Here is a 12,725-nt window from a genome sequence, read left to right on the forward strand (position 1 = left end):
AACAAAACGGCGCCGCTTAGCTTTCGCAGGAATAAAATCGGCAACAGCGGCTTGGCGCACACTCAGTTGGCGGCGCGCTGTAATTCACTTTGCATCCAGGCGTCAACTTGCTGCTGCAATACATTCAGCGGCAACGCGCCATCACGCAACACCACTTCATGAAATTGCGCCAGACTGAAACGCGCGCCCAGCTTCTGCCCGGCCTGGCGGCGCAATTCCATGATTTTCAACGCGCCCATCTTATAACTCAGCGCCTGTCCCGGCCACGCCATGTAGCGCTCAGTCGAGCGCGCCGCGCCGCTTGCGCTGCTGCCCTGGGTTTTCATCAGATAGTCTATGGTTTGCTCACGGCTCCAACCCTTGCCATGCAAGCCGGTATCCACCACCAGGCGCACCGCGCGCACCAGATCCATACGCAAATGCCCGGCGTAGGCGACAGGATCGGCATATAAACCCATTTCATGCCCCAGCGTTTCGGCATACAAAGCCCAGCCTTCGATATAGGCGTTGCTGCCGCCAAACTTGCGAAAACGCGGCGCTTGCATTTCAGCCTGGCGCGCGATCTGGAAATGGTGGCCGGGCAAGCCCTCATGTAAAAACAGAGAATGCATGCCCAGCACCCGGTATTCGGCCGGATCATTGATCACGGCCCAGAAAATGCCGGGGCGCGAACCATCATCCGCCGGCCCGGTGTAATGGTCGGATGCGGTGGCGCGCGAGAGTTCCGGCTCGGCCTGGATTTGCAACCCTGCCTTGGGACGGCTCAGGAATAATTTGGTGAGTTCCGGTTCGACTTTTTGCAAAATCGCCTGATAGCCGGCCAGCACTTCTTGCTCAGTCTTGAACGGTTTGCTGCCGGCTTGCTGATCCAAATAGACAAACAAACCGGCCGGCTCGCCGGAATAGCCCAGTTTGGCCCCAAGCTTGCGCAATTCGCCCTGGATGCGCGCCACTTCCTGCAAGCCGAGTTGATGGATCTGCGCATAGTCCAGATCCGTGTTAGTTTGGTTTTTCACCAGTGCGGCATACCAGGCCCGTCCCTGTGGCAGACTGTGCCAGCCGGCTTGGCGGCGCGCTTTGGGCAGATATTCATCGCGCAAAAAAGTGTGCAGACGGCGCAAGGCCGGCAACAGGTTTTGCCTGATCTCGGTTTGATACGCGCTGCGCAGGCGGGTTTTATCCGCGTCTGAAAAATCCGCCGGGAAACGGCGCAAAGGCGCACTGAAATCACTATTGTCCAGAGTCGCTTTGGCCAGGGTCTCGATTTGCGGCAGCAGCGATGTGATCAGGGCCTGGTGCGAAACGACATTACGGCGCATACCTTCGCGCATATTCGCCATGGCTTGTGCAATCCAGCCGGACAGGCCGCGCACGCGCTGCAGATACGCCTCATAGTGCGCCAGCGTTTTTAAAGGTTGCGATGCGTCGCCGCTGCCAAAGCCGGCAATCGTTACCGGCATGGCATCCATCTGCACCAAGGGCATCAGATGTTCCGGAAACGGCGCCAGGGCCAGCGCGCTTTGCAATTCATGCTGCAGCAGCGTGTGCGTGAGCTTGTCTTCAGCGGATAAATCGCGCAGCGGGATGGTTTGCAATTGCGCCTGCATGGCGCGCAAATCTTTGAACCAGCGCTCGCGGGCGGCAGGCGCCAGGGATGGCAGCAAATGATCATGGCGGTTGTCGCCAAACTGGGTCGCCATCACCGGATCCCAGCGCACCAGGGCTTCGTAATACGCATCGCCAAGCTGCTGCAAGGTTTGTGCAGCCGATACGGCTGGCGCGAGCGCTGGCGCTATGGCCGCCGGCTGCGCCAGCGCTGGCAGTGGAGAGAAAGTAAGACTCAAGGCAAGGGCGAGCAGGTGGCGTTTCATGAAAAATCCGGAAAAAGAAAGCTGGATTGGCTTTGAAGCACAAGCGCAGAAAACGTTCCGCGCGCAATCTGTCCCGTCCAACTCATGGCGTGCGGCCATACGCTTGCTGGCGGCAAGTCAGGTTTCTCAGCCGGCGCTTGGCTGAAAGTAAAACAGCCTGCAAGCGGATTGCGCCGCTTGCAGGCTGCTTGGCATACGCTTGAAGCGGATCAGAACAGCTTGGTGCCAATCCACCAGAAAATCGCCGCCACGAAGGCTGAAGCCGGAATGGTGAAAATCCAGGCCCACACAATATTCCCTGCCACGCCCCAGCGCACCGCGCTGGCTTTTTGCGAGGAACCCACGCCGACAATTGCGCCGGTGATGGTGTGGGTGGTGGAAACCGGAATCCCCAAGGCGGTGGCCAGGAACAGGGTAATCGCGCCGCCGGTTTCGGCGCAGAAGCCGCCGACCGGTTTGAGCTTGGTGATTTTCTGTCCCATGGTTTTGACAATGCGCCAGCCGCCAAACAAGGTGCCCAGGCCGATCGCCGCGTAGCAGCTGACAATCACCCACGTCGGCGGCGCTTTATCTGCGCTGGTCGAGACGCCGGCGAAAATCAAGAGCATCCAGATAATGCCCATGGTTTTTTGCGCGTCATTGCCGCCATGTCCCAGACTGTAGAGCGAGGCCGAGACCAGCTGCAGACGGCGGAACCATTTATCGACCCTGCGCGGCGAGGTGCGCACACATAGCCAGGCCACCAGCACCATCATCAGCGAACCGAAGATAAAGCCCAGCATCGGCGACAGCACAATAAAGCTGATGGTTTTGATCAGGCCGCCGGAGATCAGCGCGTCGGTGCCGGATTTGGCCACCGCCGCACCGACCAGGCCGCCGATCAGCGCATGCGAGGAGGAAGACGGGATGCCGTAATACCAGGTCACCACATTCCAGGTGATCGCCCCGACCAGGGCGCCGAATATCACATAATGATCCACCACCGAAGGCTCAATCGTGCCCTTGCCGATGGTGCTGGCGACTTTCAAATGAAACACCGCAATCGCGATGAAATTGAAAAACGCCGCCAGCGCCACCGCCTGCTGCGGCTTTAACACGCCGGTCGAAACCACGGTGGCGATGGCATTCGCCGCATCGTGGAAACCATTCATGAAGTCAAACAGCAGCGCTAAGAGAATCAGGCCGCCCAGCACATAAATGCTGATTTGCAGAGTTTGCATGGGATATCTCTTCGCGGTTTATGCGTTTTCCAGCACGATGCCTTCGATGATCTTGGCCACGTCTTCGCAGCGGTCTGTCACCGTTTCCAGAATTTCATAGATCGCTTTGAGCTTGATCAGGTTTTTCACGTCCGGCTCATCGCGGAACAGCTTGGACATGGCGGCGCGCATCACATGGTCGGCCTTGGATTCGAGGCCGTCGATTTCTTCGCAAATCTTCATGATTTCGCGCGCATTATCCAAATCCTGGATCAAACGCACCGCGCCCTGCACTTTTTGCACGCATTCCAGGCACAGCTCGGACAGGCGCACCGCTTCCGGCGTGATTGCTTTGATGTCGTACAGAGAAATGGTTTGCGCCGCGTCTTCCATCAAATCCAGAATGTCATCCATGCGCGTGATCAGTTTGTGGATGTCTTCACGGTCCAAGGGGGTGATGAAAGTTTTGTGCAGCAGCTCGATGGTTTCGGTGGTCACCTTGTCGGCTTGCTGTTCGATTTGCTCGATCGCGTGCACACGGATATCGAGATCATCAAAGTTGCGCATCAGGGACAGCATTTCCTGTGCGCCCTTCAAGCAAAATTCAGCGTGTTGATTGAACAGGTCAAAAAACTTGCCCTCGGTGGGCATTAATCGTCCAAACATGTTTTTCTCTCAGAAAGTTAGCGCATGCTGCGCATTCAAAGAAGGATGGGTCCGGTAATCGTTATCCGCCGGGCTTATTCGTTGTCGAACACCGCATTCGGCCCGGCATAATTATCAAACTTGGTGAATTCACCCAAAAAGGCCAGCCGCACTGCGCCAATCGGGCCATTCCGTTGCTTGCCGATGATGATTTCGGCAGTGCCCTTGTCCGGCGAATCCGGGTTATACACCTGGTCGCGGTAAATGAACAGGATCACGTCCGCATCCTGCTCAATAGCGCCCGATTCACGCAAGTCGGACATGACCGGGCGTTTGTTCGGACGTTGTTCCAATGAGCGGTTGAGCTGCGACAGCGCAATCACTGGACAATGCAATTCTTTCGCCAGCCCTTTCAAGCCGCGCGAAATTTCAGAAATTTCCGCCGCGCGATTATCCCCCGGCGAACTGACGGTCATCAACTGCAAATAGTCAACGATGATCAAACCGAGTTTGCCGCATTGGCGCGAGAGGCGGCGCGAACGGGCCCGCAATTCAATCGGATTCAAGGCCGGCGTTTCATCAATGTAAAACTGGCACTCATTCATCTTTTGAATCGCGTAGGTCAAACGCGGCCAGTCTTCATCAACCAATTTACCTGTGCGCAAACGGCCTTGATCGAGCTTGCCGACCGAACCCAGCATACGCATGGCAAGCTGGGCGCCGCCCATTTCCATGGAAAACACCGCCACCGGCAAACCGGAATCAATCGCCACGTTTTCACCGATATTGATCGAAAACGCGGTCTTACCCATGGAAGGACGCCCCGCCACAATCACCAGATCGCCGGCCTGCAAACCCGAGGTCATGCGGTCGAGATCGATAAAGCCGGTCGGCACGCCGGTGATTTCACTGCTGCTGTCGCGGTTGTACAGCTCATCAATGCGCTCCACCACCTGGGTCAACAGTGGTTGAATCGCGACAAAGCCCTTGGCCCCGCGCGAGCCTTCTTCGGCGATGGCGAAAATCTTGGATTCAGCCTCGTCCAGCATCTGCTTGACTTCCTTGCCTTGCGGATTCAAGGCATTGGAGGCGATTTCATCGGCCACCGTGACCAGTTTGCGCAAGATGCCGCGATCGCGCACGATTTCGGCATAGCGCCGGATGTTGGCGGCAGACGGGGTGTTTTGCGAGAGTGCGTTCAGATAAGCCAGGCCGCCCACTTCATCCGCCTTGCCCAGTGTGGTCAAGGCTTCATAGACGGTGATCACGTCAGCCGGTTTGCTGGCGTTGATCAGTTTCACCAGCGTCTCGAAAATGACGCGATGATCGTAACGGTAAAAGTCTTCCGCCCGGATAAAATCGGCAATCCGATCCCAGGCGGCATTATCCAGCAGCAAACCACCCAGCACCGATTGCTCGGCTTCAATTGAATGGGGTGGGATGCGCAAGGCTTCGATTTGCGGATCTGCGGCGGCGTTCATGGCGCGCATTATACCTGTTTCCCTGTGCGGCTTAACATATGTTACCTGCAGGAATCAAAAAATTAGAGGGAAATGTCACACTCTTGTCACAATCATCAGGTATGAACGCCTGCGTTTGGACAAAAAAATGCCGGGTGCGAAAACCCGGCATTTTTCATGCGCCGTAGCGCCTGCGATTAAGCGTGCTCGCCCAACACAGACACGGTGACATCAACCACCACGTCGGTATGCAAAGCAACCGACACGCCGTGATCGCCCACCACTTTCAGCGGGCCATTCGGCATACGCACTTGCGCCTTGGCCAGCGGGAAACCCTGCTTGGACAGTGCGTCAGCGATGTCGTGGTTGGTGACAGAACCGAACAGACGGCCATCCACGCCGGCTTTCTGCGTGATTTGCACGGTCAGACCGGACAGTTTATTGCCTTGCTCTTGTGCAGCAGCCAGCGTAGCGGCGGCGGCTTTTTCCAGCTCAGCGCGGCGGGCTTCAAATTCAGCCACGGCGGCTTCAGTCGCACGGCGGGCTTTCTTCTGCGGGATCAGGAAGTTGCGCGCGTAACCATCTTTGACGCGCACCACATCGCCCAGATTGCCCAGATTAATGACTTTTTCCAACAAAATGATTTGCATGTTTTTCTCCAGGATGCCTTGAAATTACGCCGTATGCAGGTCGGTGTACGGCAGCAAGGCCAGATAACGGGCGCGTTTGATCGCGGTGTCAACCTGACGCTGATACAGCGCCTTGGTGCCGGTCAGGCGGGCCGGCATGATTTTGCCGTTTTCCTGGATGAAGTCCTTCAGGGTGTCGATGTCTTTGTAGTCCACCGATTCCACATGCGCCGCAGTAAAGCGGCAGAACTTCTTACGCTTGAACAGCGGATTTTGCTGTTTGCGCTTTTCCTTCAACTTCATCTTGTTTTTGTCAAACTTCTTACCGAATGCCATGATGAGGCTCCTGTGTCTTTGCTGTGCCTGAAGATTCAGGCGATGTCCATGATATGCATGACCAGACTTTTACCCTGGCGGTGCTTTTTCGCCATGAAGCCGTGAAACAGATAACTGCGCTCCATTGACAAATCCGCCAGTCTTTGCGCCAGTGCGCCGACCGCCTGACAAGTCACTTCGATTTCGACTCTGCGCTCAATCCCGGCTTCGATTTGCGCGCCGCTGTGAAACAGCGTCGCATTCACAATCGGGATGCCGGCCGGCGTATAACGCATTGCTTCGCGCTCGATAATCGCGGCTTGCAGGGAAAAACGGTTCACTGCGAATTAAAGTCAGGCTGCCTGTGCTTCGTTACGATGGCTTTTAGCGTCATCGCGCTGCACCGATTTCATCATCGGCGACGGTGCGGTTTCGGCTTTTTTCATCTTCACGGTGAGGTGACGCAGCACGGCGTCATTGAACTTGAACGCGGTTTCCAGTTCGACCAGGGTGTCATGGTCGCACTCGATGTTCATGCAGATATAGTGCGCTTTCGGCAGTTTTTGGATCGGGTAAGCCAGTTGACGGCGGCCCCAATCTTCCACGCGGTGGATCACGCCGCTGCGGCTGGTGACGGTGGACTTGTAACGCTCGATCATGGCGGGCACTTGCTCGCTTTGATCGGGGTGTACGATAAATACGATTTCATAATGACGCATGCAAACTCCTTATGGACAGTTTGAGGAAACGCCCACCCCGGCGTCAACGCGGGTGTGGGAAGAAAAGCCCGAGACTATACCGGATCAGATCCGGCTTGACAAGGCTTATACGCATTTTCGGCCTGGAAAATCTGCGGCGGCGGGCTGTTTCTCGCGATCATGCGCTGTACTGCAGCAATTTTTAGTGGATTTGCGCAGATTCTGCTTGCATTTTGCATTCAAGCTGTACAAAAATACAGACTGTTTATATGCACAGCAAAGCGCATCCCGGCTGTCTGCCGCCAATGGCAGCGCCGGGCCGCTGTGTGCAATGACGGGGCGTTGGATGCGATGCAGTCAAGCGCGTCCGGCAAGTGCGGTTTGCGCCGCGCAGCCATCTCACTGGGGAAAGAATATGTTAAAACTGACAGCACGCCAACAGCAAATCCTGGATTTGATCCGGCAGGCGATTGAAAACACCGGCTTTCCGCCGACACGCGCGGAAATCGCGGCGGAATTGGGCTTCCGTTCCGCCAATGCGGCGGAAGAACATTTACAAGCGCTGGCGCGCAAAGGCGCGATCGACATCGCCCCCGGCACCTCACGCGGCATCCGCCTGCGCAATATGGGCGTTCTGCCCGGCACCGGCCCGGCCGCCATTTCCGACACCATCAAAGAACACAGCGCCAGAAGCGCGCCATCCTCCCCTGCCCTCCCTGTGGCCGCCTTAGCGGCGCCGCATCTGCTGGCGCTGCCGCTGGTGGGCCGGGTCGCGGCAGGCGCGCCGATTCTGGCGCAGGAACATGTGGAAACCACTTTCAATGTCGATCCTTCGCTGTTTTCCGCCAAGCCGGATTATTTACTGAAGGTGCGCGGCTTATCGATGAAGGATATCGGCATTCTGGAAGGCGATTTGCTGGCGGTGAAAAAAGTGGACAGCGCACGCAACGGTCAGATCGTGGTGGCGCGCATCGGCGAAGAAGTCACGGTCAAGCGCTATCAGCGCAGCGGCAATGTGATTGAACTGCTGCCGGAAAACCCGGATTTCAAACCGATCCGGGTCGCGGCTGACAGTGAAGAATTTGCGCTGGAAGGCTTGGCGGTGGGTTTATTGCGAAGCTGGCATTAATGCAAAACGCGGCAGAAAAGCCGCGTTTTGCATAAGTGCCGCGCCCGCATCAAGTTGGCGCCATGGCGCAGCGGTCTGATTCAAAGCAAGCCCGTGATTTGCGGACTTGCTTGAATCAGACGATTCCAGCCTTCACAAGCCCCTAATCCTGCATCGCAAACGAAGGATCAAAGCAAGTGCGCACCAAATGCCGTGCATGGCGCGCGACGTGCTCGATGGTTTCAAAGGAAAGCCAGGAACCGGTCGCCCACAGATGACGCTGCCCTTGCAAGCCCTCAATTTCACGCATCGTGTTCACCACGTTTTCGCGCAAATGCGGGAAATACGTCCAGTGCCTGTACACGCCAAACTCGGTGATTTCCCCGCCCATGCGCTGCACTTGCGCGCGCAACTCCTCACGCATAGCGGCTTCATCCAGCCATTGCAGATTGGCGCCGCCCGCATCTGCACTGAACATGCAGGCAATATACCAACCCTTGTGTTGATGGCAGGATTGCAATAACAAGGTTTTACCCAGGCTGCTCATATGGTGCGGATAAACCACCATGCCTTCCTGCAGCAAGCCGGTGGCGCGGAAGCCATACACCACATAGCCAAAGTATTGGAAGCGATCAAGATATGGCGCAAATGCCTCATCAGGATGCAACACGCCTTGCAATTGATCCGGCGGCAAATCAAGCAGGATTTCATCAAACTCGCGCCACTCGCCTTGCACGCGCAGCTCGGCATGCGCCGCGCCGCCGCGCACTTGCTCCACCCGGGTATTGCGCAGGATTTTCACGCCCCAATCCTGCTCCAGATGTTGCGCCAGCTTGCGCCACAGGCTGCGATTGCCGTCTTTGAAATAGCAAATATTGCCGAGCAAACCAATCACATCAAAATAAGCCAGGGTGTAAGCCGCAGAAATGCTGTGATCCAAGCCGTAACCCATGGCATTCCAATCAATGTAATACATGGGGTGCGGGCTGCGCAGGCGTTGCGTTTTCATGAAGTCGAGCATGCTGATATCGTGCGCAGGGTCAATCATGCTGGGGAATGGCAGGCGCAGATTGGCCTGCAGGCGTCCGGCTTTCAAAAAGTTTTGGAACCAGGGGCGCGCGGTGCGGCGCAATGGCGGCTCTTCAAAACCATATTCCTCGTCCCAAAAGCGCAATACCGATTCCATATTCTCCACTGGACAGCCCAATTCATGCGCCAATTCCATAATCAGATCATAGGTATCGGTCATGACGTTTTGCCCCAGCTCGATGTGTTCGCCATCGGCGGTGGTGTGGGTCAGGACTTTGCCGCCGACTTCGCTGTCGGCTTCAAAGATGGTGATGTCGCGGTAGCCGCAGCGCGCCATCTCCAGCGCCGCCACCAGCGCGCCAACGCCGCCGCCAACCATGGCGACGCGGGTGGAGGCCGGAGCCATGGAGCGGTGCGCGGGGCGGAAATCCATCGCCGTTTCGGCTTCAATCGGCGCTTCTTCACCCATGAATTCGATTTGCAAGCTCTCTAATATGCGCGCCGCTGCGCCGCCCAGGGTGGGATGTTGCACAAACAGGCTGTTATTCAAGCCGGCTTGCAAGCGCTCTTCCAGCGACATTAAAATTTCCGCCGCCGCCACCGAATCCAGCCCGGCGTCTGGCAAAAAGTCACGCGCGCCAAAGCCTGATAAGTCGCCGCTCATCTTGCTTTGCGCATGCTGGCGCACAAATTCCACCATCCAGCCTAAGCGATCTTCCAACGGCAAGTCGCGCAAGGTGGCGCGCACATCCAGATCGGCCAAGGCCAGGTGCGAGTCGGCCAGACGCACTTGATTGACTTGCAGCAACTCAAATTGCTGGCCCAGATAAGCTTGCCGGTTGGCGGCGCGCTGGATTTTGCCGCTGGTGGTTTTACGCAAGGTTTTCGGGGCTACCAGGCCGACCGTGGCTTGCAATTGCCAGACTTCGCCGATGCGGTATTTCAGCGTCTGCAAAATCTCATCCAGATTATCATGTTCGGGGTCATTGACTTCAGCTAACAACACCAAGTCTTCTGTGCCCTGCCCTGGCACAGCAAATGCGACCACCCCCCCGGCGCGAATGCCGGGATGACAGCGCCGCACCGATTCTTCGATATCTTCCGGGTGCATATTGCGGCCACGGATGATGACCAGGTCTTTTAACCGTCCGGTGATGTAGAGCTGGCCTTCATGCATGAAGCCGATATCGCCGGTGCGCAGCCAGTAGCCAGTATGGCCTTGCAATTGGGCTTGGAAAAATTCGCGGCTGAGTTCCGGCTGTCCTTCATAACCATCCGCCACGCTATCCGATTGCACCCAGATTTCGCCGGCATTGCGTTCGGGCAAAGCTTGATTCTCTCCGTGCGCGACGATGGCGAGTTTGACATCGGCGCGCGGGCTGCCACACGCAAACAGTTCCAGCTCGCCATGCGCATCATCAATCCGCGCATAGCGCCGCTCGACCAGGGTGGCGCGGTCGATTCTGATGCGTCCCCGCCCATAAATCGTGACGCCGACCGCGTGTTCGGCCAGGCCATAAGCCGGACAAAAGGCCGCCGCATCGAGCTTGCTGGCGGCAAATTCGCGCATAAAGTTATCCATGCTTTCCGGCACGATGGGTTCTGCCGCATTCATGAAGACTTTCAGGCTGCGCAAGTCCCAGTTTTTACGCTGCTCCGGGGTGGTTTTGCGCACCGCCAGCTCATAGCCGAAATTGGGCGAGGCGGTATGCGTGGCGCGCACATTGTGCAACATATCAAACCAGGCGGCGGGACGCTTTAAAAACGCCAGCGGCGACATAAACCACAGGCAACCGCGCCCGCGCAAAACGGCGGTAATGCCGCTGATCAAACCCAGATCGTGGTATTGCGGCACCCACATCGCCAGGCGCGAATCCTCTTCAATCCCCAGCAGATCGGCGTTCAAGTCGAGCTGATGCATCAGATTGCGGTGGGTAATGCGCACCCCTTTGGGAATCGAGGTCGAGCCGGAGGTGAATTGTAAAATCGCCACATCATCAGCCTGCGCCTCATACGCCTGCAATTTACGCGAGCCAAACCAGGACAAGCCTTGCGTGACATACCATGGCAATTCCGGCCAACGCGCATTGCTGCCGCTGAACATGTCTTTAGCGCTGCTCATGCGCGCCGCCCAGCGGTAGGCGCGGTTGGTCAGCATGGCCTTGGCCTTGGATTGCTGCGCCACCTTGTTTAAGCGCAATAAATCATTTTGCGGCCGCGCCACATTCGGCGGATAGACCGGCGCGGCGATGATGCCGGCTAACAGGCAGGCGGCATACGCTTCGACAAATTCCATCGAGGGCGGATAAATCAGCAGCGCGACATCGCCGCGCTGCAACCCGCAACCTTCCACCAGATAATTCGCCAGTCTTTCGATGCGCTCGACCAATTGCGCTGCGCTGCGGTGTTCGACTTCGCGCCCCATTTCATCGACAAATACGAACAGGGTGCGCTGCGGATCACGCGCACAGATCTCATACAAGCCGTGCAGGATGTGTGAGGGAGACGGTTGCATGGCGCACTCCTTATGCGCACTTGATCATACGCCCCCATTCGACCGTGACGCCAGGCCCGAATGCAAGGTAGATCAATTCCGGATGCTGAATCGATTGCAATAAATCGTGCAGCACAAACAGCATTGCAGCGGAACCCAGATTGCCGGTTTCGCGCAAGGTGGTATAAGACGCCGCCAGACAGTCATCGGCAAAACCGCGCTCCAGAAATACGCCGTTCATGCCTTCCAGAATATTCGGCCCGCCCGGGTGCACTGCCAAGGCAGGCTTGCCATGCTGGCGCCAGTTCAGCATGTCATCAAGCAAGCCTTTACCGCGCATTTCACGGAAGTAGCGCGCCAATGCTTTGCCGACATCCGGACTTAAAAACATCTTGGTCGCATTCGAGCCGTTTTCATAATCCGGGGTCAGACCAAGCAAATGGCGCGAATCCGGCACCAGGGACATGCCGGCTTGTTCAAAGCGCCAGCGGCCCGGCCCGGAGCCGATCACTACCGCGCCGGCCCCGTCGGAAAACAGGGCGGAAGAAACCAGGCTGGACATATCAGTTTCGGTGATGTTGTACTGCACCGAGGCCAATTCCACCGCCACCACCAGCACCGAGCCGGCTTCGCCGCCGCGCACGATGTCGCGCGCAGTGCGCATGCAACTGGCGCCGCAGAAACAGCCATTGATATTGATTTCGATTTTGCGTGTGTCTTCTGACAAGCCGAGCGCATCGATGATGGCGACTGCAATCCCCGGTTCAGCCCAGCCGGTGGTGCTGGTGGTGACCACATGGGTAATCTCTGAAGCCGGGCCACCCCAGTCAGCCATGGCGGCGCGCGCGGCTTTGATGGCTAACTGCGGCGCATGCTCATGCCAGAATTTGGCGCGCACATGGTAAGGCGGGTCGAAATCGTAGGGGGTGAAAATGTCTTCAATCGCCGGATCACGATCTTCCGGCGCGACCCAACAGGGGTTGATCGAGTGCCGCACATTGATGCGGGAATTACCGACAAAGCGTTTAATCGATTCACGCGTTTCACGGCTCTGGCCGTGGCGCGCGCGCATTTCCTGATCAACTTCGGTAAAACGCTGCGTGTCAACGCGGGCCGGCAGGGCGATGCCGGAACCTTGCAAGGAAGCTTGCGCATATGCCATAGAGCACCTGTTTGAATTGGGTTGAGATAACCCGCAAACCCGGCGCTGCCGCATTTTGATGACTGCATACGCCGGGTTTTGGGGCGATGTCGTTCAAGCAGCGGGAGTATGGACA

The 12,725-nt window shown here is 57.2% G+C and carries 11 protein-coding genes; 1 reads left to right on the top strand and 10 read right to left on the bottom strand.

Translation table 11 applies throughout. The features are described 5' to 3' along the window. Positions 1 to 62: 62 nt before the first annotated feature. The 8 genes from V8J88_RS11825 to rpsF all read right to left on the bottom strand — a co-directional run bounded on the left by V8J88_RS11825 (position 63) and on the right by rpsF (position 6,838). Positions 63 to 1,871: a DUF885 domain-containing protein gene (locus tag V8J88_RS11825; RefSeq protein WP_338849739.1), complete on the bottom strand. Its 1,809-nt coding sequence runs from the start codon at positions 1,869 to 1,871 to the stop codon at positions 63 to 65. A 209-nt stretch (positions 1,872 to 2,080) separates the two neighbouring features. Further along, positions 2,081 to 3,091: an inorganic phosphate transporter gene (locus tag V8J88_RS11830; protein WP_338849740.1), complete on the bottom strand. Its 1,011-nt coding sequence runs from the start codon at positions 3,089 to 3,091 to the stop codon at positions 2,081 to 2,083. An 18-nt stretch (positions 3,092 to 3,109) separates the two neighbouring features. Beyond that, complete coding sequence (locus V8J88_RS11835; protein WP_338849741.1) at positions 3,110 to 3,736, bottom strand: DUF47 domain-containing protein; 627 nt, start codon at positions 3,734 to 3,736, stop codon at positions 3,110 to 3,112. Between the two features lie 74 nt (positions 3,737 to 3,810). Beyond that, positions 3,811 to 5,196, bottom strand: a complete 1,386-nt coding sequence (locus V8J88_RS11840) for a replicative DNA helicase (RefSeq protein WP_338849875.1) — start codon at positions 5,194 to 5,196, stop codon at positions 3,811 to 3,813. 176 nt (positions 5,197 to 5,372) lie between these two features. Beyond that, the gene (rplI, locus tag V8J88_RS11845) at positions 5,373 to 5,825 is read right to left on the bottom strand and encodes a 50S ribosomal protein L9 (protein ID WP_338849742.1); all 453 of its coding nucleotides are present in this window, start codon (positions 5,823 to 5,825) and stop codon (positions 5,373 to 5,375) included. 24 nt (positions 5,826 to 5,849) lie between these two features. Then, complete coding sequence (rpsR, locus tag V8J88_RS11850) at positions 5,850 to 6,140, bottom strand: 30S ribosomal protein S18 (protein ID WP_338849743.1); 291 nt, start codon at positions 6,138 to 6,140, stop codon at positions 5,850 to 5,852. 35 nt (positions 6,141 to 6,175) lie between these two features. After that, positions 6,176 to 6,460, bottom strand: a complete 285-nt coding sequence (priB, locus tag V8J88_RS11855; RefSeq protein ID WP_338849744.1) for a primosomal replication protein N — start codon at positions 6,458 to 6,460, stop codon at positions 6,176 to 6,178. 12 nt (positions 6,461 to 6,472) lie between these two features. Further along, positions 6,473 to 6,838, bottom strand: a complete 366-nt coding sequence (rpsF, locus tag V8J88_RS11860) for a 30S ribosomal protein S6 (protein WP_338849745.1) — start codon at positions 6,836 to 6,838, stop codon at positions 6,473 to 6,475. A gap of 394 nt (positions 6,839 to 7,232) precedes the next feature. On the opposite strand from rpsF, the gene lexA reads away from it, so the two are divergent. Next, on the top strand, positions 7,233 to 7,946 hold the full coding sequence (gene lexA, locus V8J88_RS11865) for a transcriptional repressor LexA (protein WP_338849746.1): 714 nt from the start codon (positions 7,233 to 7,235) through the stop codon (positions 7,944 to 7,946). A gap of 142 nt (positions 7,947 to 8,088) precedes the next feature. On the opposite strand, the gene V8J88_RS11870 is transcribed toward lexA, so the two are convergent. Both V8J88_RS11870 and V8J88_RS11875 read right to left on the bottom strand, forming a co-directional pair. Beyond that, on the bottom strand, positions 8,089 to 11,469 hold the full coding sequence (locus V8J88_RS11870) for an AMP-binding protein (protein WP_338849747.1): 3,381 nt from the start codon (positions 11,467 to 11,469) through the stop codon (positions 8,089 to 8,091). A gap of 10 nt (positions 11,470 to 11,479) precedes the next feature. Continuing rightward, complete coding sequence (locus V8J88_RS11875; protein ID WP_338849748.1) at positions 11,480 to 12,610, bottom strand: hypothetical protein; 1,131 nt, start codon at positions 12,608 to 12,610, stop codon at positions 11,480 to 11,482. Positions 12,611 to 12,725: the final 115 nt, after the last annotated feature.

The sequence above is a fragment of the Massilia sp. W12 genome, assembly GCF_037300705.1.
Taxonomy (GTDB): Bacteria; Pseudomonadota; Gammaproteobacteria; order Burkholderiales; family Burkholderiaceae_D; genus JACPVY01.

Excerpts from the sequence above, each read along its gene's own strand:
- V8J88_RS11825 (WP_338849739.1), bottom strand. The coding sequence starts at position 1,871 with ATGAAACGCCACCTGCTCGCCCTTGCCTTGAGTCTTACTTTCTCTCCA.
- V8J88_RS11830 (WP_338849740.1), bottom strand. The coding sequence starts at position 3,091 with ATGCAAACTCTGCAAATCAGCATTTATGTGCTGGGCGGCCTGATTCTC.
- V8J88_RS11835 (WP_338849741.1), bottom strand. The coding sequence starts at position 3,736 with ATGTTTGGACGATTAATGCCCACCGAGGGCAAGTTTTTTGACCTGTTC.
- V8J88_RS11840 (WP_338849875.1), bottom strand. The coding sequence starts at position 5,196 with ATGAACGCCGCCGCAGATCCGCAAATCGAAGCCTTGCGCATCCCACCC.
- rplI (WP_338849742.1), bottom strand. The coding sequence starts at position 5,825 with ATGCAAATCATTTTGTTGGAAAAAGTCATTAATCTGGGCAATCTGGGC.
- rpsR (WP_338849743.1), bottom strand. The coding sequence starts at position 6,140 with ATGGCATTCGGTAAGAAGTTTGACAAAAACAAGATGAAGTTGAAGGAA.
- rpsF (WP_338849745.1), bottom strand. The coding sequence starts at position 6,838 with ATGCGTCATTATGAAATCGTATTTATCGTACACCCCGATCAAAGCGAG.
- lexA (WP_338849746.1), top strand. The coding sequence starts at position 7,233 with ATGTTAAAACTGACAGCACGCCAACAGCAAATCCTGGATTTGATCCGG.
- V8J88_RS11870 (WP_338849747.1), bottom strand. The coding sequence starts at position 11,469 with ATGCAACCGTCTCCCTCACACATCCTGCACGGCTTGTATGAGATCTGT.
- V8J88_RS11875 (WP_338849748.1), bottom strand. The coding sequence starts at position 12,610 with ATGGCATATGCGCAAGCTTCCTTGCAAGGTTCCGGCATCGCCCTGCCG.